At 66.4% G+C, this 21,394-nt stretch carries 17 protein-coding genes; 11 read left to right on the top strand and 6 right to left on the bottom strand.

Translation table 11 applies throughout. The features are described 5' to 3' along the window. The first annotated feature begins 210 nt into the window (after positions 1–210). The 4 genes from P5W99_RS29980 to P5W99_RS29965 are packed head-to-tail and all read left to right on the top strand — an operon-like array spanning position 211 to position 4,971. On the top strand, positions 211–1,506 hold the full coding sequence (locus P5W99_RS29980; RefSeq protein WP_434664734.1) for a formylmethanofuran dehydrogenase: 1,296 nt from the start codon (positions 211–213) through the stop codon (positions 1,504–1,506). Beyond that, positions 1,503–3,203, top strand: coding sequence for a formylmethanofuran dehydrogenase subunit A (locus tag P5W99_RS29975; protein ID WP_421027454.1), 1,701 nt, complete (start codon positions 1,503–1,505; stop codon positions 3,201–3,203). The genes P5W99_RS29980 and P5W99_RS29975 overlap by 4 nt, the downstream gene beginning before the upstream one ends. Continuing rightward, on the top strand, positions 3,200–4,150 hold the full coding sequence (fhcD, locus tag P5W99_RS29970) for a formylmethanofuran--tetrahydromethanopterin N-formyltransferase (RefSeq protein ID WP_434664732.1): 951 nt from the start codon (positions 3,200–3,202) through the stop codon (positions 4,148–4,150). The genes P5W99_RS29975 and fhcD overlap by 4 nt, the downstream gene beginning before the upstream one ends. Further along, the gene (locus P5W99_RS29965; protein ID WP_421027452.1) at positions 4,147–4,971 is read left to right on the top strand and encodes a formylmethanofuran dehydrogenase subunit C; all 825 of its coding nucleotides are present in this window, start codon (positions 4,147–4,149) and stop codon (positions 4,969–4,971) included. Before fhcD ends, P5W99_RS29965 begins: the two co-directional genes overlap by 4 nt. A gap of 56 nt (positions 4,972–5,027) precedes the next feature. Here the strand turns inward: P5W99_RS29965 and P5W99_RS29960 are convergent, their stop codons facing one another. Beyond that, complete coding sequence (locus P5W99_RS29960; RefSeq protein ID WP_421027451.1) at positions 5,028–5,939, bottom strand: LysR family transcriptional regulator; 912 nt, start codon at positions 5,937–5,939, stop codon at positions 5,028–5,030. Between the two features lie 266 nt (positions 5,940–6,205). On the opposite strand from P5W99_RS29960, the gene glyA reads away from it, so the two are divergent. The 7 genes from glyA to P5W99_RS29925 all read left to right on the top strand — a co-directional run bounded on the left by glyA (position 6,206) and on the right by P5W99_RS29925 (position 15,958). Then, the gene (gene glyA / locus P5W99_RS29955; protein WP_421027450.1) at positions 6,206–7,501 is read left to right on the top strand and encodes a serine hydroxymethyltransferase; all 1,296 of its coding nucleotides are present in this window, start codon (positions 6,206–6,208) and stop codon (positions 7,499–7,501) included. Between the two features lie 83 nt (positions 7,502–7,584). Then, positions 7,585–8,859, top strand: a complete 1,275-nt coding sequence (locus tag P5W99_RS29950; protein ID WP_421046230.1) for an aminotransferase class V-fold PLP-dependent enzyme — start codon at positions 7,585–7,587, stop codon at positions 8,857–8,859. A 74-nt stretch (positions 8,860–8,933) separates the two neighbouring features. Further along, positions 8,934–9,890, top strand: a complete 957-nt coding sequence (locus P5W99_RS29945; protein ID WP_421027448.1) for a D-2-hydroxyacid dehydrogenase — start codon at positions 8,934–8,936, stop codon at positions 9,888–9,890. Between the two features lie 57 nt (positions 9,891–9,947). Continuing rightward, on the top strand, positions 9,948–11,126 hold the full coding sequence (locus tag P5W99_RS29940; RefSeq protein WP_421027447.1) for a malate--CoA ligase subunit beta: 1,179 nt from the start codon (positions 9,948–9,950) through the stop codon (positions 11,124–11,126). 10 nt (positions 11,127–11,136) lie between these two features. Then, positions 11,137–12,042: a succinate--CoA ligase subunit alpha gene (gene sucD / locus P5W99_RS29935; RefSeq protein WP_421027446.1), complete on the top strand. Its 906-nt coding sequence runs from the start codon at positions 11,137–11,139 to the stop codon at positions 12,040–12,042. Then, a complete protein-coding gene (locus P5W99_RS29930) occupies positions 12,020–14,938 on the top strand; it encodes a phosphoenolpyruvate carboxylase (protein ID WP_434664728.1) in 2,919 nt (972 codons plus the stop codon). The genes sucD and P5W99_RS29930 overlap by 23 nt, the downstream gene beginning before the upstream one ends. 33 nt (positions 14,939–14,971) lie before the next feature. Beyond that, complete coding sequence (locus tag P5W99_RS29925; protein ID WP_421027444.1) at positions 14,972–15,958, top strand: HpcH/HpaI aldolase/citrate lyase family protein; 987 nt, start codon at positions 14,972–14,974, stop codon at positions 15,956–15,958. Between the two features lie 10 nt (positions 15,959–15,968). On the opposite strand, the gene P5W99_RS29920 is transcribed toward P5W99_RS29925, so the two are convergent. The 5 genes from P5W99_RS29920 to P5W99_RS29900 are packed head-to-tail and all read right to left on the bottom strand — an operon-like array spanning position 15,969 to position 21,371. Further along, positions 15,969–17,444, bottom strand: coding sequence for a pyridoxal phosphate-dependent decarboxylase family protein (locus tag P5W99_RS29920; protein WP_421027443.1), 1,476 nt, complete (start codon positions 17,442–17,444; stop codon positions 15,969–15,971). Positions 17,445–17,495: 51 nt separating this feature from the next. Then, the gene (folD, locus tag P5W99_RS29915) at positions 17,496–18,395 is read right to left on the bottom strand and encodes a bifunctional methylenetetrahydrofolate dehydrogenase/methenyltetrahydrofolate cyclohydrolase FolD (RefSeq protein WP_421027442.1); all 900 of its coding nucleotides are present in this window, start codon (positions 18,393–18,395) and stop codon (positions 17,496–17,498) included. A gap of 6 nt (positions 18,396–18,401) precedes the next feature. Then, a complete protein-coding gene (locus P5W99_RS29910; protein ID WP_421027441.1) occupies positions 18,402–19,760 on the bottom strand; it encodes an FMN-binding glutamate synthase family protein in 1,359 nt (452 codons plus the stop codon). 16 nt (positions 19,761–19,776) lie between these two features. Then, positions 19,777–20,475: a protein glxC gene (locus P5W99_RS29905; RefSeq protein WP_035525493.1), complete on the bottom strand. Its 699-nt coding sequence runs from the start codon at positions 20,473–20,475 to the stop codon at positions 19,777–19,779. After that, the gene (locus tag P5W99_RS29900) at positions 20,463–21,371 is read right to left on the bottom strand and encodes an amidophosphoribosyltransferase (protein ID WP_421027440.1); all 909 of its coding nucleotides are present in this window, start codon (positions 21,369–21,371) and stop codon (positions 20,463–20,465) included. Before P5W99_RS29900 ends, P5W99_RS29905 begins: the two co-directional genes overlap by 13 nt. Between the last annotated feature and the right edge of the window lie 23 nt (positions 21,372–21,394).

Here is a 21,394-nt window from a genome sequence, read left to right as displayed (position 1 = left end):
GATAAGGCGTGGGTACGAGCCTGACGTGACAGTGTGTGACGCGCTCGCGAATTCCCGTGCGCATTGTGTACCGCGCACGGCACGCGCCGTGGCGCACCCGGCGGGCGACGCGAGACGCCCATCCTCCTGCATGGCGGCTCGCAAGGCGCGTAGCTGGCGCCTGTGCCGCCGCAATATCGCTCATGGCATAGCCCTTGCAGATCGGCAGGCATGGATGCGACTCTCGACACCCCACCCTGGACCTGCCCGTTCTGCGCGCTGCTGTGCGACCGCTTTGGCGTCGCCCAAGGCGAAACGCTGACGCCGGCGGGCACGAGCTGCCCGCGCGCCGCGCGCGCACTCGCCCAATTCGGCGGCACGCCGTCCTCGGCGACACCCGCCGTGAACGGCCAACCGGTGGACGCGCAGACCGCGCTCGACACCGCCGCGCAGTGGCTCGCCCGCGCGCGCCAGCCGCTCTTCGGCGGCATGGCCACCGACGTTGCCGGCGCGCGCGCGCTCTATCGCGTCGCCAACGCCTGCGGCGCGATCGTCGACCATGCGCATGGCCGCGCGCTGATGCACGGCTTGACGGCCATGCAGGACCGCGGCGCGTTCACGACGACCTTTGCCGAGATCCGCAATCGCGCCGATCTGATTGTCTACATCGGCTCCTCGCCATCGACGCGCTATCCCGAGTTTTTCTCGCGTTGCGCGGTGGGTAGCGAAACGGGTGGCGAGACGGATGGCGTCGGACCGTCACAGCGCACCGTCGTCTTTCTCGGTTGCGAGATCGACGCTGCGCTCACGCAACGCGCCGGAGTCGAGACGCTCGCCGTGCCGCTGCAGGGCGACCTCTACGACACCGTGGCCATGCTCAACGCGCTGCTCGCCGGCAAATCCCTGCGCGCCCCCGCCGATCCCGCATTGGCCGCGCTCGTGGAGCGCATGCTCGCGGCGGACTATACGGCAATGGTATGGATTCCGGCTGACCTGCCGGGCGCTCATGCCGCGCTGCTCGTGGAGGGACTCGACCGGCTGCTGAAAACGCTCAACCGCATGCGGCGCGCGGGCGGCCTTGCACTCGGCGGCGACGACGGCGGCGCGAGCGTCAACCAGGCACTCACCTGGCTCTCCGGCTTGCCGTTGCGCACGGGCGTGCACCGCAGCGGCCTGGAGCATGCGCCGCAGCGCTACGACACGGCGCGCCTGCTCGCGGATCGCGACGTTGACGCGCTGGTCTGGGTCGCGAGCTTCGGCGCGGACCTGCCGCCGCCGCGTACCCCTCTCCCGACGATCGTGCTCGGCCATCCAGGCCTCGCCGCAGCCTGCGCCGACCGAGAGGGTCCGACCGTGTTCGTGCCGGTCTCCACGCCGGGCATCGGCTCCGCAGGCCATCTGTTTCGCGCCGACGGCGGCGTCGTGCTGCCGCTCACGCCCATCTACGCAGACACGCTGCCGACGGTGGCCGCATTCGCGGCACAGTTGGACGCAAAGCTCGCATCGTGCAAGGAGAACGCAGCATGAGCACGTTTCGTCTGCGCGGCGGCCGCGTGTTCGACCCGGCAAGCCGCATCGACGGCCAGATTGCCGACCTCTGCGTGCGCGACGGCCGCATCGTTCATCTGGGCGACGAGGAAGCCGTGGACCGGGAATACGACGTCACCGGCATGACGGTGATGGCAGGCGGCATCGACATGCATTCGCATATCGGCGGCGGCAAGGTGAACCTCGCGCGGATGCTGATGCCCGAGGATCACCGGATCCGGATGCAACGCGAGCAGGCCGAAAACGAACTGGAGCTGGCCTCGTGCGGCGTCTGCACGCCCGGCACGCTCGCGACGGGCTACCGTTACGCCGAGATGGGCTACACCGCGGCATTCGAACCCGCGATGATCGCCTCTAATGCGCGCCACACGCATCTGGAGATGGGCGATACGCCGATCATCGATCACGGCGCCTACGTGATGCTCGGCAACGACGAGCTATTCCTGCGCATGCTTGCGCAAGGCGAGGATTTCGAGCGCCTGCGCGATTACGTCGGCTGGTCCATCAACGCCACGAAGGCTCTGGGCGTGAAGGTCGTGAACCCGGGCGGGATTTCGGCCTTCAAGTTCAACCAGCGCAGCCTGAATGTGGACGAGACGCACGCGCACTACGCAATCACGCCGCGCCAGGTGCTGCATGCGCTCGCGCGCGCACTCACCGAGCTGGGCGTGCCGCATCCGCTGCACATTCATGCGAGCAACCTGGGTGTGCCAGGCAACGTCGACTCCACGCTCGCGACGATCGACGCGCTCGAAGGGCTGCCGGGCCACCTCACGCATATCCAGTTCCATAGCTACGGCACTGAAGGCCCGCGCAAATTCTCCTCGGCGGCAGAACGCATTGCCGAGGCCGTCAACGCCCATCCGAACATCTCGATCGACGTAGGCCAGATCATGTTCGGACAGACCGTCACCGCTTCCGGCGACATCATGAAACAGGTCAAGCAGGCCGAGTTCGCCTCGCCGCGCAAATGGATCGCGGGCGACATCGAATGCGATGCGGGCTGCGGGGTCGTGCCGTTCCGCTATCGCGAGCAAAGCTACGTCAACGCGCTGCAATGGACGATTGGCCTCGAACTGTTCCTGATGGTGAAGAACCCCTGGCAGATCACGCTCACGACCGATCACCCGAACGGCGGGCCGTTCACGAGCTACCCTCATCTGATCCGGCTGCTGATGGACAAATCGTTCCGCGACGAGCAGCTTGCGAAGCTGCATCCCGAGGTCGCGCAGCAATCGGCGCTCGCGAGCATGACGCGCGAACTGAGCTTCGAGGAAATCGCGATTCTCACGCGCGCCGCGCCCGCGCGGCTGCTCGGGCTGCGCGACCGTGGCCGCCTGGGCGTGGGTGCCGCCGCCGACATCGCCGTGTATCGCGACGACGCCAACCTCGAAGTCATGTTCAGCACACCGGAATATGTGTTCAAGGATGGCGAGCTGGTCGCGCGCAACGGGCGCATCGTGGCAACACCCGTGGGCGGCACGCATTTCGTCGCGCCGGAGTTCGACCGTTCGATCGAGCGCACGCTCGACGAATACGGCGAACGCCACCTCGCGTACAACTTTCGTCACGCCGCCATCAGCCGCGACGAGCTCTGCTCGTGCTGCAACGGCGGGCGGCTCCTGCCCGCGACCTGCGTCGCACACGGCAACAGCACAGGGGAACAGCCGACATGAGCGCAAGCGCGAGCATTGCGGAGCATCCGCCGCTCACCATCAACGGCGTCACCATCGACGACACCTTCGCCGAAGCCTTTCCGATGAAGGCCACCCGGCTCGTGATCACCGCGCGCAACCGCACCTGGGCGCGCCACGCAGCCGTGGCTGCGACCGGCTTTGCGACCTCGGTAATCGCCTGCGGCTGCGAGGCTGCCATCGAACGCGAGATCGAGCCGGACGCGTCACCCGACGGCAGGCCAGGCGTAGCGGTCCTGCTCTTCTCGATGTCGGGCAAGGAGCTGGCCAAGCAGGTCGAGCGGCGCGTGGGCCAGTGCGTGCTGACCTGCCCGACCACGGCCGTCTTTGCGGGCATTACCGAGGGCGAGGCCATCGCGCTCGGCAAGAACCTGCGCTTTTTCGGCGACGGCTGGCAAATCTCGAAGCTGATCGACGGCGTGCGCTACTGGCGCGTGCCCGTGATGGACGGCGAGTTCGTTGCGCAGGAAACGACCTGCGTGATCAAGGGCGTGGGCGGCGGCAACCTGCTGCTGCTCGCGCGCGACCCCGACGCCGCGCTCGCGGGCGCGGAAGCGGCCGTGGAAGCGATGCGGCGCGTGCCCGGCATCATCATGCCGTTTCCCGGCGGCGTGGTGCGCTCCGGCTCGAAGGTCGGCTCGAAATACGCCGCGCTGCCCGCCTCGACCAACGACGCGTTTTGTCCCACGCTCGCGGGCCTCGCCCCGCGCACGGCATTGACCGACGAGACACGCTGCGTGCTGGAGATCGTCGTCGACGGACTCAGCGAAGCTGACGTCGCGAATGCGATGCGCGCCGGTATCGAAGCCGTGACCGCGCGGGGCGCACAAGCCGGCGTCACGCGCATTAGCGCGGGAAACTATGGCGGCAAGCTCGGCCCATTCCACTTTCATCTGCATCGTCTGTGCGGTAACGGAGAAACCCCATGAAGCGCATCACGCTGCGCGTGAAGACGGCGCCCGCGCTGCGCATCGACGCGCGCTCGCTCCTGCCCGCCGCACTCGCCCCCCTGAGCGACAGCGAAGTCGCGCGCCTGCCGCTCTGGCACGGCACCGAGCGCATCGCGCTCGCGGACCTCTTCGATGTGCGTATGCACACTACGCCCGACGCGGAACCTTGCATCGCCTTCGAGGGCGACTTGCGGCGCTACGATCGCGTGGGCTGCGCGATGGATGGCGGCACGATTGTCGTGGACGGCGACGTGGGCGATCTCGCGGGCGCGCAGATGAGTGCCGGCGCGCTCACCGTGCGCGGCAGCAGCGGCGCTTTCGCGGCCTGCGAGATGGCGGGCGGGCGCATCGAGATTGGCGGCAATACCGGCGATTTCGCGGCGGCGGCGTTGCCGGGCAGCATGGACGGAATGCGCGGCGGCACGCTTATCGTGCGTGGTCACGCCGGCGAGCGCTTTGGCGACCGCATGCGGCGCGGCACGGCGCTCGTGTTCGGCGATGCCGGTGCGTTTGCTGCCTCGCGCATGGTGGCCGGTACGATCGGCATCGCAGGCAGCGTGGGCGAGCATCTCGCATACGGCATGCGGCGCGGTTCGCTGATCTTGCCTGATGCGCGGAACGTCCCGGCAACGAACCGGTTCGTGGAGATTCACGCCGAGGTCAGCGTATTCTGGCGTCTCGTCACACGCAGCCTCGCGAAAGAAGGCGGTGCGTTCGGGGATCTCGCGAAATGGACGCCGCGGCGGCTCGCAGGCGATGTTTCTGTGGACGGCAGGGGCGAGGTGTTCATTGCCACGTGAGCCCAGGTCGCGGTGCGCCACGAAACGCACGCACCCCGCAACCTAAGCCCCCCTCCCTACACTTCGTCCATCACCTTCTGCGCCTCGCCCAGCAGGGTCCGCTTGAACGCCTCCACGGCTGCGGAGAGATGCTTGCTCTCGCGATGCACGATATACAGATACCGAACGATCGGAAAGCGCTCCACATCCAGCACTTTCAGGCGCAGCGTCTCCAGCTCCGGCAGCACCGTCTGCAGCGGCACCACGGCGAGCCCCATGCCAACGTGCACGCAGCACTTCACGGCCTCGTTGCTGCTCACCTCTAACCCCGGCCGAAACCGGATGCGATGCTCCGCAAAGAAGCGCTCCATCGCGCGCCGCGTGCCTGAGCCCGGTTCGCGCACCACGAAAACCTCGTCCTCGAGCGCCGCGAGCGGAATCGCACGTTGCCGTGCAAGCGGATGATCGGGCGGCGCAATCGCCACCAACGGGTTCTTCATGAAAGGCTGGGCCATGAGCCCCTGACCTTCGGGCGGCTGCCCCATGATCGCCAGATCGGCTTCATTACCGGCCAGCGCGCCAAGCACATTCTCGCGATTGCCGAACTTCAACCGCACGCGCACACCCGGAAACGCCTTCGTATAGCGCGAAATGCACGCCAGCGAGAGATGGCCGGCCGTACCCGTTACAGCCGAAACGCGAATCTTGCCCTGCGTGGTGTCGCGCAACTGATCGAGCGACTCCTCGAGTATCGACAGTTGCTCCTGAATCGAGCGCGAATGGCTGTAGACCTCGCGGCCCGCCTCGGTAAGAAAGATACGCCGCCCGATCTGCTCGAATACCTTCATGCCGATGGTCTCTTCGAGATGCTTGAGCTGCGCGGACACACCGGGCTGCGTCAGATGCAGCTCTTCGGCCGCGCGTGAAAAACTCAGGTGACGCGCCGCCGCCTCGAAAACGCGCAGTTGCCGCAATGTCAGGTTAAGCATCCGCTTCCTCTTCCGCTTCCTCTTGAGGCCATCAGCCTCCGCTGGACTCCTGAAAAAGGCGTCCATCCCATGCCCTCACTCTACCAGCGCAGGCCAGTGCGGCAATGCCCACGATGAGGTATTCCCGCGTGCCGGAGCCCCGCCGGCATTGGCTTCCAGGCCGGGTTATGGGTTGGATAACAAACCGGAATGAGTGTTTTTGGCGCGGTGCCACTACCATCGATCTCAAGTTTCCGACACCGACCATCGACACCAGGGCGACCCACATGTTCAGCTTCCAGCAGACCATCGCAGCAACCGATCCGGAATTGCGTCAGGCCATCGTTGCGGAATCCACGCGACAGCAAGATCACATCGAGCTGATTGCATCGGAAAACTACACGTCGCCCGCCGTGATGGAGGCGCAAGGCTCGCTCCTCACCAACAAGTATGCCGAGGGCTATCCGGGCAAGCGCTACTACGGCGGCTGTGAACACGTGGACGTGGCCGAGCAGCTCGCCATCGACCGCGCGAAAAAGCTCTTTAACGCCGAATATGCGAATGTGCAACCGCATTCGGGCTCGCAGGCGAATCAGGCCGTCTATCTCTCCGTGCTCAAGCCCGGCGACACGATCCTCGGCATGTCGCTCGCGCACGGCGGCCACCTCACGCACGGCGCGTCGGTGAACGTGAGCGGCAAGCTCTTCAACGCCGTGGCCTACGGACTCCATCCGGATACCGAAGCAATCGACTACGACGAAGTCGAGCGCCTCGCGCACGAGCACAAGCCGCGCATGATCGTCGCTGGCGCCTCGGCTTATGCGCTCACGATCGACTGGCAACGCTTTCGCAAGATTGCCGACAGCGTGGGCGCGTGGCTCTTCGTCGACATGGCACACTACGCGGGACTGATTGCGGCGGGCCTCTACCCGAGCCCGGTGGGCATTGCCGACTTCGTCACCTCGACCACGCACAAGACGCTGCGCGGCCCGCGCGGCGGCCTGATCCTCTCGAGTGCCGAGCACGAGAAGGCGCTCAACTCCACGATCTTCCCCGGCATCCAGGGCGGCCCCCTCATGCACGTGATCGCGGCCAAGGCGGTCGCGTTCCGCGAGGCGATGAGCGACGAGTTCAAGCACTACCAGCGCCAGGTCATGATCAATGCGCGCGCCATGGCCGAGACGCTTCAGGAGCGCGGGCTGCGCATCGTTTCGGGGCGCACGGAATCGCACCTCTTTCTCGTCGACCTGCGCGCGAAGAACATCACCGGCAAGAATGCCGAAGCCGCGCTCGGCAAGGCGGGCATTACCGTCAACAAGAACGCCATTCCGAACGACCCGCAAAAGCCTTTCGTCACGAGCGGCATCCGCGTGGGCTCGCCCGCGATGACCACGCGCGGCTTTGGCGCAACCGAAGCGCGGCATCTCGCGAATCTGATCGCCGACGTGCTCGAAGCGCCCGCGAACGATCTCGTGATCCGCCGCGTGGCCGACGCCGTGCACGCGCTCACGACGCGCTTCCCGGTCTACGGCGACGCGCCCGCGCAGCTGCACAGCGCCACGGCCCAACGGCCCGCCGTCTGATTCAACCGCCCGAGCGGACGTTTCATAGCTTCGTACCTACGTACCTACCTAAGGCCATCATCCCGTCACTCAGGAGTGCAGACATGTCGAATACCACTGGAACGCGTATCCCGGGTCGCAACATTCTCGCCGTGCCCGGCCCCACCAACATTCCCGACGCCGTGCTGCGCGCGATGGTCGTGTCGATGGAGGACCACCGCTCAACGCGCTTTCCCGAGCTCGCGAACGGCGTGCTGAGCGACCTCAAGCGCCTCTACAAAACCACGAGCGGCCAACCGTTCATCTTTCCGTCCTCGGGCACGGGCGCCTGGGAGGCCGCGCTGACCAACACGCTCTCGCCCGGCGACCGTGTGCTCGTCGCGCGCTTCGGGCAGTTCAGCCATCTGTGGGCCGACATGGCGCAGCGGCTGGGCTTCGAAGTCGAGATCGTCGACGTCGACTGGGGCGAGGGCGTGCCCGTCGAGCGCATCGAAGAGGTGCTCAAGGCCGACAAGAAGCATCAGATCAAGGGCATTCTCGCCTGCCACAACGAGACCGCCACCGGCGTCACGAGCGACATTGGCGCACTGCGCCACGCGATGGACAATGCCCATCACCCCGCGCTGCTGTTCGTCGACGGCGTGAGTTCGATCGGCTGCATCGACTTCCGCATGGACGACTGGCGCGTCGACCTGGCCGTGACCGGCTCGCAAAAGGGCCTCATGCTGCCGGCGGGCCTGGGCATTCTGTGCGTGAGCCCGAAGGCGCTCAAGGCGATGGAGCATGCGAAGTCAAAACGCTGCTACTTCGATCTCGGCGACATGATCAAGGCCAACGCAACCGGCTACTTCCCGTACACGCCTGCCCTGTCCCTGCTCTACGGCCTGCGCGCTGCGCTCGACCTGATCTTCCAGGAAGGACTCGATAACGTGTTCGCGCGCCATCATTACCTCGCCCAGGGCGTGCGCGCGGCCGTGACCGAAGGCTGGGGGCTCGAATTGTGCGCCAAGGCGCCGAAGTGGTATTCGGATACGGTCAGCGCCATCGTCGTTCCGCAGGGCTTCAATGCGGCCAACGTGATCGACACGGCCTTCCGGCGCTACAACCTCGCGCTGGGCGCGGGCCTCTCGAAGGTCGCGGGCAAGGTGTTCCGCATCGGCCACCTCGGCGACCTGAACGAACTGATGCTCACGAGCGCCATTGCGGGCGCGGAAATGGCGATGCTCGACGTGGGTATCGACGTGCGCCCCGGCAGCGGCACCGGCGCGGCCACGCAGTACTGGCGCACGCACGACCCGCGCAAGGCGCAAACGCAACACACGCAGAACACGCAACCCGCGGATCAAGTCGAGCCGCTGCGCCGCGTGGCGGCCGCCTGAGCCCTGTTCGCCGCGGGCCATAACCGCATCCCGCGCTCTCAACGTCTCACGAAAAAAGGCAGGATACCGAAATCATGCGTCATGAAATCGTCTTTCTCGATCGCTCCACGTTGAAGGCCGATGTACGGCGTCCCGCCTTCGATCACCGCTGGACGCAGTACGACGTGAGTGCGCCGCACGAGGTGGCCCAGCGTCTCGAAGGGGCCACCATTGCGATCACCAACAAGGTGCCGCTGCGTGCCGACACGCTGGCGAAGCTGCCGCGTCTCAAGCTGATCGCGGTGGCGGCCACGGGCTACGACGTGATCGACACGGCGTACTGCCGCGCGCACGGCATTGCCGTGGCCAATATCCGCAATTACGCCACGCACACGGTGCCGGAGCATACCTTCGCGTTGATCCTCGCGCTGCGCCGCAATTTGCTCGCGTATCGCGACGACGTGCGGCGCGGCCGCTGGCAGGCGTCGAATCAATTCTGCTTCTTCGACCATCCGATTCGCGACCTGCACGGCGCGACGCTCGGCATCATTGGTGACGGCTCGCTCGGCCGCGGCACCGCAGCCATCGCGCGCGGCTTCGGCATGCACGTGGTGTTCGCCGAGCATGCGTCGACCAGGACCAAGCCGCGCGACGTCGCCTTCATGCCGCTCGAGCAGTTGCTGCGCGAGTCGGACATCGTCTCGCTGCATACGCCGCTGCGTCCCGAAACCCGCAACATGATCGCGCTCGAGCAGTTGCAGACGATGAAGCGCAGCGCGCTGCTCATCAACACGGCGCGCGGCGGGCTCGTCTGCGAGCAATCGCTCGCGACGGCCCTGCGCGAAGGGCTGATCGCGGGGGCGGGCTTCGACGTCCTGACCGGCGAGCCGCCCAAGGCGGGCAATCCCCTGCTCGAACTCGATCTGCCGAATTTCATCCTCACGCCGCATGTGGCCTGGGCATCGGACGGCGCCATGCAGTATCTCGCCGACCAGCTGATCGACAACATCGAGGCTTACGTGAGCGGCGAACCGCAACATCTGGTCGCCTGAGCATCGGGCGGCGTTTTCAATTTCATACCGCTTTTCTCATTCGCACGGAACACCATCATGGACATCCACGAATATCAGGCGAAGGAACTGCTGTCCGGCTTCGGCGTGCCGATCCAGCGCGGGCTCGTCGCCTATACGCCGGACCAGGCCGTCTATTGCGCCACCGAGCTCGGCGGCTGGCACTGGGCCGTCAAGGCGCAGATCCACTCGGGCGCGCGCGGCAAGGCCGGCGGCATCAAGCTTTGCGAGACCTATCACGACGTGCACTCGGCGGCCACCGCGCTGTTCGGCAAGCGTCTTGCCACCACGCAAACCGGCCCTGAAGGCAAGGTCGTCGAGCGCGTCTATATCGAAGTGGCCGAGAAGTTCGAGCGCGAGATCTATCTGGGCATCGTGCTCGACCGCAAGGCCGAGCGCGTGCGCGTGATCGTCTCCGCACAGGGCGGCATGGATATCGAAGAAGTCGCGCGCACGAATCCCGAAGCCATCCTGCAAGTAATCGCCGAACCGGCCGTGGGCCTGCAGCCGTTCCAGGCGCGCGAGCTGGCCTTCGGCCTCGGCCTGAACATCAAACAGGTGAGCCGCGCCGTGGCCGCGATCATGGGCGCCTACCGCGCGTTTCGCGACCTCGACGCAACGATGGTGGAGATCAACCCGCTCGTCGTCACCGCCGACGACCGCGTGCTCGCGCTCGACGCCAAGGTCACCTTCGACGACAACGGCCTGTTCCGGCACCCGCATGTCTCGGAGATGCGCGACGCCTCGCAGGAAGACCCGCGCGAATCGGAGGCGGCGCAGTTCGGGCTGAACTATGTGGGCCTCGACGGCGACATCGGCTGCATCATCAACGGCGCCGGTCTCGCGATGGCCACCATGGACACCATCAAGTACGCCGGCGGCGAGCCCGCGAACTTCCTCGACGTGGGGGGCGGCGCATCGCCCGAGCGGGTTGCCGCGGCCTTCCGGCTGGTGCTTTCCGATTCCAACGTCTCGGCCATTCTCGTCAACATCTTTGCGGGCATCAACCGCTGCGACTGGGTGGCCGAGGGCGTCGTGCAAGCCGCGAAGAACCTGCGCGTGCCGCTCGTCGTGCGGCTCGCGGGCACCAATGTCGAAGAGGGGCGCCGCATCATTCGCGAGAGCGGGCTGCCGATCATCGCGGCCGAAACGCTGCTCGAAGCGGCCCAGAAAGCCGTAGAGGCGTCCAAGGCGCACCGCGCCAGAAAGAGCAAATAGGAGCGTACCCATGAGCATCCTGATCGACGAAAACACCCGCGTGATCGTGCAGGGCTTCACCGGCGACAAGGCGACCTTCCACGCGAAAGAGATGATCGCGTACGGCACCAATGTGGTGGGCGGCGTGACGCCCGGCAAGGGCGGCCAGCGCCATCTCGACCGTCCCGTATTCAACACCGTGAAGGAAGCCGTGCAGGCAACCGGCGCCACGGCGAGTCTCGTGTTCGTGCCGCCGCCCTTTTGCGGCGACTCCATCATGGAAGCCGCCGACGCGGGCCTGCGCCTCGTGTGCTCGATCACCGATGGCATTCCGGCCCAAGACATGATGCGCGTGAAGCGCTATCTGCTTCGCTATCCGAAGGAAAGCCGCACCATGCTGGTCGGACCGAACTGCGCGGGCATCATCAGCGCGGGCAAGGCCATGCTCGGCATCATGCCGGGGAACATCTACCGGCGCGGCTCGATCGGCATCGTCTCGCGCTCGGGCACGCTCGGCTACGAGGCGGCGGCGCAACTCAACGCACTGGGTCTCGGCGTGACGACGAGCGTGGGCATCGGCGGCGATCCGATCAACGGCAGCTCGTTCCTCGACCATCTGCGGCTCTTCGAGAACGATTCCGAGACCGAGGCCGTGATCATGATCGGCGAGATTGGCGGGCCCCAGGAAGCCGAAGCGGCGCGCTGGGTACAGGAGAACATGACCAAGCCGGTGGTGGGCTACGTTGCCGGCCTCACGGCGCCCAAGGGCCGCCGCATGGGCCATGCGGGCGCGATTATCTCGGCCGCCGGTGACAGCGCCGCCGAGAAGGCGGAAATCATGCGTGCCCACGGGCTTCTCGTTGCACCCAGCGCCTCCGAGCTGGGCTCCACCGTCGCTGCGGCGCTGACGCAAAATGATGCCCGCCGCGTCGCTTGATGCCATCGAGGCCCGGGAGGCTGCCGGGGCCGAGGCTCGCACCGTGACGTTGCGTGGCGTGGAGGCGCCGCGCCATCGACCGGTTGCATCACAGTCTTCGTCCGCGCCTTCTTCCGCAGCGCCGCCTTCGCTGCTCGACCTTCTCGCCACGGCTTCTGCGGCGTTGCCCGCGCTCGATGCTCAGGCTTACGAACCGTGTGTGGTCGACCTGCTGTTCGGCTTGCTGTGCGATGTCGCGCGGCGCCGCCAGCCCCAGGTCGAACTCGCGCTGCGCGGCGAGCAGTTGCCTCCCGATGTGCCGCGCGCGGTGTGGCGGCGCAGCCTGCAGGCCCAGGGCATCTGGTTCCAGCTGCTGAGCGTGGCCGAGCAGAGCACCGCCATGCGCCGCCGCCGCGAGATCGAAATCGAGAGCGGCTATGCGCGGCTCACGGCCTCGTTCTCGCGCGTAGTGGCCGATGCGGCTGCGGCCGGCGTGCCCGCTGACGAAGTCCGCACCGTGCTCCAGCATCTGAAGATCCGCCCGGTCATCACGGCGCACCCGACCGAGGCCAAGCGCGTCACCGTGCTCGAAATCCACCGGCGCATCTATCGCAAGCTGATGGATCTGGAGTCGCCGCGCTGGACGCCGCGCGAGCGGCGCAAGCTCGTCGGGCAGCTCGGCAACGAAATCGAGCTGCTCTGGATGAGCGGCGAGTTGCGTCGCGAGAAGCCCACTGTTGCGCAGGAAGTGGCGTGGGGGCTGCACTTCTTCGGCGAAACGCTGTTCGAGGCCGTGCCGCTGCTGTTCGAGCGGCTCGAAGAGGCGCTGCACCAGTTCTACCCGGGCGAGCACTTCGAGATGCCGCGCTTCTTCCAGTTCGGCTCGTGGATCGGCGGGGACCGCGACGGCAATCCGTTCGTCAACAACGAGGTCACGCGCGCGACGCTCTACGATAACCGGCTCGCGTGCCTCAAGCGCTACCGGCAACAACTGCTCGACCTCGCGCAGACGCTCAGCATCACCGCCGAGGCACTGCCCGTGCCTGAAGCGTTCGGTGCCGAGCTCGCGCGCATGCTCGAGCAAAGCGGCGACGGCACGGCCATTGCCACGCGCAATCCAGGCGAGGTGTTCCGCCAGTACCTGACCTGCATGCTGCGCAAGCTCGACACCACGCTCGCCGACGCACAACGGCGCGGCGCGGGCACCGCTGTTTCCGGCGGCTACGCGAGCGCCGACGAACTGGCCGCCGAGCTGCGCGCGATGGAACTGGCCCTGCTCGCGACCGGCAGCGACACGCTTGCCGACTCGTATGTCCGGCCATTGCGCCATGAGGTCGAAACGTTCCGCTTCAGCACGGTGCAGCTCGACCTGCGCGAGAACTCCACGGTCATCAACAAGACCCTGCTCGCGCTGTGGCGGTCTCGCGCCAAGCCAGGCTCGGAGCCACCAGATCTGAACTCCGAAGCATGGAAGGCGTGGTTGCTCGCGGAGCTCGCGCGCCCGCTCGCCCCGGGCGAAGCCACGGGCGCCTTGCCCGAATCCCTCGCGGAAGTGGACGCGGAAACGGTGCAGATCTTCCGCATGGTCCGCACAATGCGCCAGCAGGTAGACCGCAATGCCTTTGGCGCGTTCATCCTGAGCATGACGCACCACGCGACCGACGTGCTCGGCGTCTATCTGCTCGCGAAGCAGGCGGGGCTGTTCAGCGATGCCGCCGGCGTGGAAAGTTGCACGCTGCCGGTAGTGCCGCTGCTCGAAACCATCGACGACTTGCGGCGCGCGCCCGAAATCCTGCGCGAACTGCTGGCCGTGCCGATGGTCAAGCGCAGCATCCGTGCGCAAGGCGGGGTGCTGGAGGTCATGATCGGCTACTCCGATTCGAACAAGGACGGCGGGTTCTTCGCGAGCAACTGGGAGCTCTCGAAGGCGCAGACGAAGATCACGCGCGTCGGACGCGAACTGGGCATCACGATTTCGTTCTTCCACGGCCGTGGCGGCTCGGTGAGCCGCGGCGGCGTGCCGGCGGGCCGCGCGATAGCCGCGCTGCCCGCGGGCTCCGTCAACGGACGCTTTCGCGTAACCGAGCAAGGCGAGGTGGTGTCGTACAAGTACGCGAACCGCGGCACGGCGCAGTATCACGTCGAGTTGCTCGCGTCGAGCGTGCTGGAGCATACGTTCAAGTCGGAGCACGAAGACGAACTGCTGCCGCGCGGCGAGTTCGATGACGCGATGGAAGCGCTCGCGGGCGCTTCACGCGCGGCCTATGTGAAGCTGGTCGAGCAGCCCGAGCTGATTGCGTATTTTCAGGCAGCCAGCCCGCTCGAAGAGCTTTCGATGCTGAACATGGGCTCGCGCCCTGCCCGGCGCTTCGGGGCACGCAGCCTCGAAGACCTGCGCGCGATTCCGTGGGTGTTCGCGTGGTCGCAGAACCGCCACGCGCTCACGGGCTGGTATGGCGTGGGCAGCGCGATCTCGTCGTTCCTCGGGGTGCGCCAGGAACGCGGCCTCGATCTGCTGCACAGGATGTTCAATGAATCGCGCCTGTTCCGGCTGATCGTAGACGAAGTGGAGAAGACGCTCGCCCAGGTCGATCTCGACATCGCGCGCGGCTATGCGGACCTCGTGCACGACGCGCGCGTACGCGAAACGATCTTCGCGCAAATCGAGGCCGAGTATCGCCTCACCACGGAGATGGTGCTGAAAGTGAGTGGCGGCACCGCCGCCGCGGACCGCTTCCCACAGTTTTGCGAGCGGCTCGCGCGCCGGCTGCCGGCCATCAACCTCGTGAGCCGGCAGCAGATCGAGTTGCTGCGTCTGTACCGCTCGGCCAGCGCCGATCAGGAGCGGCGCAGCTATCTGGTGCCGCTCCTGCTCTCCATTAATTGCATCGCATCGGGCTTCGGCGCGACGGGCTAGGGCCGCGCGCCTCCACTATCGAGGAGATTACCCATGAGCTTTACCGCAATCGAACCGGCCACGCCGCGGCTGCACCGCTCGGAGCTTGCTGTGCCGGGCTCCAACCCCGCGATGTTCGAAAAAGCCGCGCGCTCGGCCGCCGACATCATTTTTCTCGACTGCGAAGACGCGGTCGCGCCCGACGACAAGGAGCAGGCCCGCAAGAACATCATCGAAGGGCTGAACGACATCGACTGGGGCGCGAAGACGGTGATGGTCCGCATCAACGGGCTCGATACCCACTACATGTATCGCGACGTCGTGGATATCGTTGAGGCGTGCCCGCGGCTCGACATGATCCTGATTCCGAAGGTTGGCGTGGCGGCCGACGTCTATGCGATCGACATGCTCGTCACGCAGATCGAGACGGCGAAGAAGCGCACAAAGCGCATTGGCTTCGAAGTCCTCATCGAAACCGCGCTGGGCATGGCGAACGTGGAGGCAATCGCGCAATCGAGCCGCCGGCTTGAGGCGATGTCGTTCGGCGTCGCCGACTATGCGGCCTCCACGCGTGCGCGCACGACCGTGATCGGCGGTGTGAACCGCGACTACGGTGTGCTGAGCGACAAGGACGCCAATGGCGAGCGCGAATACTTCTGGAGCGACCAGTGGCACGCCGCGCAAACGCGCATGATGGTGGCATGCCGCGCCTATGGATTGCGGCCGATCGATGGACCGTTTGGGGATTTCAGCGATCCCGATGGTTACGACGCCGCTGCGAAGCGCGCCGCGGTGCTCGGCTATGACGGCAAGTGGGCGATTCATCCCTCGCAGATCGAGCTGGCGAACCGCGTGTTCACGCCGAGCGATGCCGAAGTTTCGCGCGCGCAACGCATCATGGATGCGATGGCTCAGGCGGCGAGAGATGGCAAGGGGGCCGTGTCGCTGGATGGCCGGTTGATCGACGCGGCCAGTATTCGGATGGCAGAGGCGCTGCTTTCCACTGCACGGGCGATCGCGGGCTCAGAGGGCAAGCGCTGAAATTGGACGCCTACGCGTGCGCCGCGACGCTCTGCGCATCAACGCGCACGCGCTCCACCGCGCGCCAAGACTCGATCATCGAGTCGGCGGCGCGGTCGATATCGTCCTCGGTGGTAGGCCATGCAATGACCGAAATACGCATTACGCGGCGCTCACGCCACTGTGCGCCGACCGCGAAACATACGCCCGCCTGCTGAATGCCCGCGATCGTGGCGTCCGTGAGCACGTCGCCAAGCGCAACAGGCTCATCCGCACCGAAACGCACGACCACCTGATTCAACTCGACTTCGTTGAGCACCGCAATACCAGGCTCCTCGGCCAGACGACGCGCCAACCGCTGCGCAAGCGCACAATGCCGCTCGATCATCTCCGCGATGCCGCGCCGGCCAAGGGTGCGCAACAGGGCCCACAAAACGAACCCGCGCGCGCGCCGCGACAACTCCGGGGCGTAATGCACGGGGTCGCGCGCGCCGCCGTCTTCGGCGGGCGGGAGGTAGCCTGCGCCGATCGTCATCGCCCGCCGGTGCGCATCGGCGTCGCGCACGAAAGCGCACCCGCACTCGTAGGGCGCCTGCAGCCACTTGTGCGCGTCTGTCGCCCACGAGTCCGCATGCTCGATGCCCTGCGCCAGCGCTTCGCGCGCCGGACATGCCCTCGCCCACAGGCCGAAGGCGCCGTCCAGGTGCAGCCAGCCACCGCGCTCGCACCGCTCGCGCATCAGTGCGGCAATCTCCCCGACGGGATCGAACGCTCCGGTCATGATGTGGCCCGCCTGCGCGATCACGAGATGCGGCCCACGGCAATGCGCGAGCGCGGCGCGCAACGCGTCGATGCGCATGCGCCCCGCGTCATCCGTAGCAATCCTCATGACTGAGCGCTCGCCAAAACCCAGATAGCGTAGCGCGGCAAACACGCTCGCGTGCGCATCGTCGCCGATAAGAACAGCAATGGGCGGCGCGCCGAACAGGCCGTCGGCCTCGACATCCCAGCCCACGCGGCGCAGCAGTGCACCACGCGCCGCTGCGAGGCAGACGAAGTTGCTCATCGTCGCGCCTGTGGTGATGCCCACCGAGCATTCGGGGGGGAGCCGCAGCAGATCGACCAGCCATTGCCCGGCCACCTGCTCGGCCACGGCGGCCGCGGGCGCGCCCTCGTAGCAGCCGGCATTTTGCCCCCAGACGCTCGTGAGCCAGTCGGCCGCGACACCGGCTGGGTGCGAGCCGCCCACGACCCAGCCGAAAAAGCGCGGGCCCGCGGTGCCCATCAAGCCCGGACCGGCCGCGGCGGCCAGTTGCTCGATCACCTCGCTCGCGGGCAGGCCCGCCTCGGGCGCAGGTCCGCCAAACGCGTCGAGCAACGCCGCGAAGCCCGCCGTTGCTGCGGGCGGGCGCGTCGCGCGGGTACGATGAAACGTCAGTGCGTGCCGGTGCGCGGCGTCCAGCGCCGTGCACGCATCATCGTCCGGCATCCTGATCAACTCGGCCACAGCGGCTCCTTTCCCCTGATGACGCCGCGTGGTCGCGCAGCTTGCACCTCGCTAGCGTGCCGGCACCTGCCAGAACGGCTGTGCCGGATGAAACGCCTCGCCCTGCGCGAAACGCTCCGCCGAGCGCAGCGTGTTCTCGATCAGCATGGTGACGGTCATCGGCCCCACGCCGCCGGGCACCGGCGTGATCCACGAGGCGCGCTCGCGCACTGCATCGAAATCGACGTCGCCCACGATGCGCCCATCGGCGAGGCGGTTGATCCCCACGTCGATCACGATCGCGCCTTCCTTCACCATCTCCGCCTTGATGAGCCCCGGCTTGCCCGCCGCTACCACGAGAATGTCCGCGTGGATGGTGTGATGCGCGAGGTCGCGGGTTTTCGCGTGGCAAATGGTGACCGTGGCTTCCTTCTGCAACAGCATCAGCGCCATCGGCTTGCCGACAATATTGCTCGCGCCGACCACCACCACGTTCTTGCCCGCGACTTCGATGCCCGTGGTCTCCAGCAGCAGTTGAACGCCGTAAGGCGTACAAGGCGGAAAGATCGAGTTGCCGACCACGAGCGCGCCAACGTTGTAGAGATGAAAGCCGTCCACATCCTTGTCGACTACGATGCTCTCCAGCACGCGCCGCACGTTGACCTGTGGCGGCAGCGGCAATTGCACGAGAATGCCGTGCGTGGCCGGGTCCAGATTCAGTTCGCCGATGCGCTCGAGCAACTCGGTTTCCGTGCAACTGGCGGGGAACCGGTGCATGAACGAGCGCACGCGGCTCTCCTCGCACGCCTTCACCTTGTTCGCGACGTAGACCTGCGAGGCCGGATTGTCGCCCACCAGCACCACGGCGAGACCCGGCACGACGCCGCGCATGGAAAGCGCGGCGACGCGCTCGCGAAAGCGCGCCCGCAAGCGCCGCGCCAGGTGTTTCCCATCGATGATCTGTGCCGTCATGGCGCGTCAGACCACACCCGGGATCCAGTTGGTGCCGGCGAGCGGCACACGCGCCATCGCCGCTGCCTCGACCGTGAGCGCGACGAGATCTTCGGGCTCCAGGTGATGCACGTTCTGCTTGCCACAGGCGCGCGCGATCGTGGTGAGCTCCATGTTCAGCGTCTTCAGATAATTGCGCAGGCGCTTCGCGCCGACGTCGGGCTGCAGCCGCTCCTGCAACACGGCATCCTGCGTGGTGATGCCCACCGGACACTTGCCCGTGTGGCAGTGGTGGCAATAGCCCGGCGCCGTGCCCAGGTTGGCGTAATCGTCGAGCGCCTGCACGTGCTGGCCGTTCTCGATATACGACGCGCTGTTGCAGCCCAGCGAGACCAGCACGCCCTGCCCGATGGCCACGGCATCGGCGCCCATCGCCAGCGCCTTGGCGACATCGGCGCCGCTACGGATGCCGCCCGAGACGATGAGCTGCACCGTGCCCTTCATGTTGAGGTCTTCGAGCGCATCCACGGCCTGGCGCAACGCGGCAAGCGTAGGAATCCCGACGTTTTCGATAAAGCACGTTTGCGTGGCTGCGGTGCCGCCCTGCATGCCGTCCACCACGATCACGTCCGCGCCCGCGTGCACGGCGAGCTTCACGTCGTTGAAGGTGCGCGTTGCGCCCACCTTCACGTAGATCGGCTTTTCCCAGTCGGTAATCTCGCGCAACTCATGGATCTTGATGAGCAGATCGTCGGGGCCGGTCCAGTCGGGATGGCGGCACGCCGAGCGCTGGTCGACGCCTTCGGGCAGCACGCGCATCTTCGCGACGCGCGGCGAGATTTTTTGCCCGAGCAGCATCCCGCCGCCGCCCGGCTTCGCGCCCTGGCCGATCACCACTTCGATCGCGTCGGCCTTGCGCACGTCGTCGGGATTGAAGCCGTAGCGCGACGGCAGGCATTGGTAAACAAGCGTCCTGGACGAGCGCCGCTCTTCCTGGGTCATGCCGCCGTCGCCGGTGGTCGTGGAGGTGCCCATCTCGGTCGCCGCGCGGCCCAGCGCCTCCTTCACGTTCGCCGATAGCGCGCCGAAACTCATGCCTGCGACGGTGATGGGAATCGCGAGCTCGATGGGCTTTTTCGCGAAGCGCGTGCCCAGCACTGTCTTCGTGGTGCATTTCTCGCGATAGCCTTCGAGCGGATAGCGCGAGAGCGACGCGCCGAGGAACAGCAGATCGTCGAAATGCGGCACGTGGCGCTTCGCGCCGAGACCACGGATTTCATACAGCCCGTGTGCCGCGGCGTTCTGGATATAGTTGATCGTCTTGCGGTCGAAGCCCCAGGATTCTTCGGTGGCCAGTTGCTTCATGTGGATGGGCTTGATTTCCATGGTCGGGATCCTTGGGTCAATATTCCTGGTTCGCGTCGGCGTTCCAGTGATAGAGCGAGCGTGCCGAGGCGATGCGCTTGAAGTCCCTCGGTTCGAAGCCGGAGAATGCGGGGCCTGCCGCGCGCAGCAACTGCGCCACCGCTTCGATGTCAGCGGCAGTCATCGGCTCTTCGCGCGCGTCCGCGCCCAGCGACTTGATATTGCCGCGCACGTACAGCACCGCTTCGTACAATGAATCGCCCAGTGCGTCGCCGGCGTCGCCGCAGACCACCAGCCGCCCGGCCTGCGCCATGAATGCGGAGAAGCTGCCGACCGATCCCTTCACGACGATATCGGCGCCCTTGAGGGAGATACCGCAGCGCAGGCCCGCATCGCCTTCGATCACGAGCAGGCCGCCTTGCGCCGACGCACCCGCCGCATTCGACGCGAAGCCCTTCACGTGCACGCGCCCGCTCATCATGTTTTCGGCGACGCCGGTGCTCGCGCTGCCCGCGATGGTCACCTTCGCCTCCTTGTTCATGCCGGCCGCGTAGTAGCCGGCGTGGCCGTCGATCTCGACCTCGATCGGCAGATCGAGCCCGACCGCGATGTTGTGCGCGCCATCGGGGTTCGCGATGCGCACGGCCTGCACGCCCTTGCCGGCGGCGTCCTTGTGCAGGAACCGGTTGAGTTCGGTCACTGACGTGCTTGCCAGGTCAAAGTTCAGACTTTCCATACGTACATCTCCTCGGGAGCCGGTTCGAACACGCTTGCATGTTTGATATCGGGAAGATGCGCCAGCGAGCGGAATTCGGAGGCGATCGCCACGTAATCGTCGGTCTCTGCCACCACCGCGGGCTTGCACGCGAACGGATCGCGAATCAGCGCGAGCTTGTCGGGTGTCCCCATGAGGAACGTGTAGAAGCCGTCGAGCTGCTCGAAGCCCTGTTGCAGCGCCACTTCGAGATCGTCGCCTTCGCGCAGCCGGTATTCGAGGAAGCGGCAGGCGGCCTCCGTATCGTTGTCCGTATCGAAGTGAATGCCGTGCGGTTCGAGCATGCGGCGCACGCCGAAGGGATTCGAGAGCGACCCGTTATGCACGAGGCAGAAGTCCTCGCCGGCCGTGAACGGGTGGGCGCGGTCGGGCGTGACCGCCGACTCGGTGGCCATGCGCGTATGGCCGACCAGGTGCGTGCCTGAAAGGTTCTGGAACGCGTAGCGGTCCGAAACTTCCTTCGGCGTGCCGATATCCTTGTACAGGTCGATGGCGCGGCCCGTGGAGAGGATATGCAGCTTCGGATGCTGCTCGGCGATCCAGCGCTTCGCGGTCTCCGGCGCAGTGCTCACGCTCAGCACCGCATGGTTGCCCTTGGCCTGAACTGAGGCGCCGGCGCCCAGATGTGCGTTCATCTCGTGCACGAGCCCTTGCCAGTTGAAATCAGCGGCTTCTTCCGTGAGGCCGGAATACAGGCTGATCTTGCGGGTGTCTTCGTCCACCGGCTCCGTGAACACGGCCAGCCCTGCCGAATCGGGCCCGCGCTCCGTCATGCCGAGCAGCATGGGCACCATCAGCTCGCCCAGCCGCTCACGCAACGATGGTTGCTTTATCAGTAATCCTACAATTCCACACATGATTAATCTCCTGCACGTATTTC

Source organism: Paraburkholderia sp. A3BS-1L (assembly GCF_051125215.1).
GTDB lineage: Bacteria > Pseudomonadota > Gammaproteobacteria > Burkholderiales > Burkholderiaceae > Paraburkholderia.
The sequence above is the reverse complement of the archived record's forward strand: the minus strand, read 5'-3'. Positions and strand labels throughout refer to the sequence as shown.

Excerpts from the sequence above, each read along its gene's own strand:
- P5W99_RS29910 (WP_421027441.1), bottom strand. The coding sequence starts at position 19,760 with ATGGAAATCAAGCCCATCCACATGAAGCAACTGGCCACCGAAGAATCC.
- P5W99_RS29930 (WP_434664728.1), top strand. The coding sequence starts at position 12,020 with ATGATGCCCGCCGCGTCGCTTGATGCCATCGAGGCCCGGGAGGCTGCC.
- P5W99_RS29925 (WP_421027444.1), top strand. The coding sequence starts at position 14,972 with ATGAGCTTTACCGCAATCGAACCGGCCACGCCGCGGCTGCACCGCTCG.
- sucD (WP_421027446.1), top strand. The coding sequence starts at position 11,137 with ATGAGCATCCTGATCGACGAAAACACCCGCGTGATCGTGCAGGGCTTC.
- P5W99_RS29945 (WP_421027448.1), top strand. The coding sequence starts at position 8,934 with ATGCGTCATGAAATCGTCTTTCTCGATCGCTCCACGTTGAAGGCCGAT.
- P5W99_RS29975 (WP_421027454.1), top strand. The coding sequence starts at position 1,503 with ATGAGCACGTTTCGTCTGCGCGGCGGCCGCGTGTTCGACCCGGCAAGC.
- P5W99_RS29980 (WP_434664734.1), top strand. The coding sequence starts at position 211 with ATGGATGCGACTCTCGACACCCCACCCTGGACCTGCCCGTTCTGCGCG.
- fhcD (WP_434664732.1), top strand. The coding sequence starts at position 3,200 with ATGAGCGCAAGCGCGAGCATTGCGGAGCATCCGCCGCTCACCATCAAC.
- P5W99_RS29965 (WP_421027452.1), top strand. The coding sequence starts at position 4,147 with ATGAAGCGCATCACGCTGCGCGTGAAGACGGCGCCCGCGCTGCGCATC.
- P5W99_RS29960 (WP_421027451.1), bottom strand. The coding sequence starts at position 5,939 with ATGCTTAACCTGACATTGCGGCAACTGCGCGTTTTCGAGGCGGCGGCG.
- P5W99_RS29900 (WP_421027440.1), bottom strand. The coding sequence starts at position 21,371 with ATGTGTGGAATTGTAGGATTACTGATAAAGCAACCATCGTTGCGTGAG.
- P5W99_RS29950 (WP_421046230.1), top strand. The coding sequence starts at position 7,585 with ATGTCGAATACCACTGGAACGCGTATCCCGGGTCGCAACATTCTCGCC.
- P5W99_RS29905 (WP_035525493.1), bottom strand. The coding sequence starts at position 20,475 with ATGGAAAGTCTGAACTTTGACCTGGCAAGCACGTCAGTGACCGAACTC.
- folD (WP_421027442.1), bottom strand. The coding sequence starts at position 18,395 with ATGACGGCACAGATCATCGATGGGAAACACCTGGCGCGGCGCTTGCGG.
- glyA (WP_421027450.1), top strand. The coding sequence starts at position 6,206 with ATGTTCAGCTTCCAGCAGACCATCGCAGCAACCGATCCGGAATTGCGT.
- P5W99_RS29940 (WP_421027447.1), top strand. The coding sequence starts at position 9,948 with ATGGACATCCACGAATATCAGGCGAAGGAACTGCTGTCCGGCTTCGGC.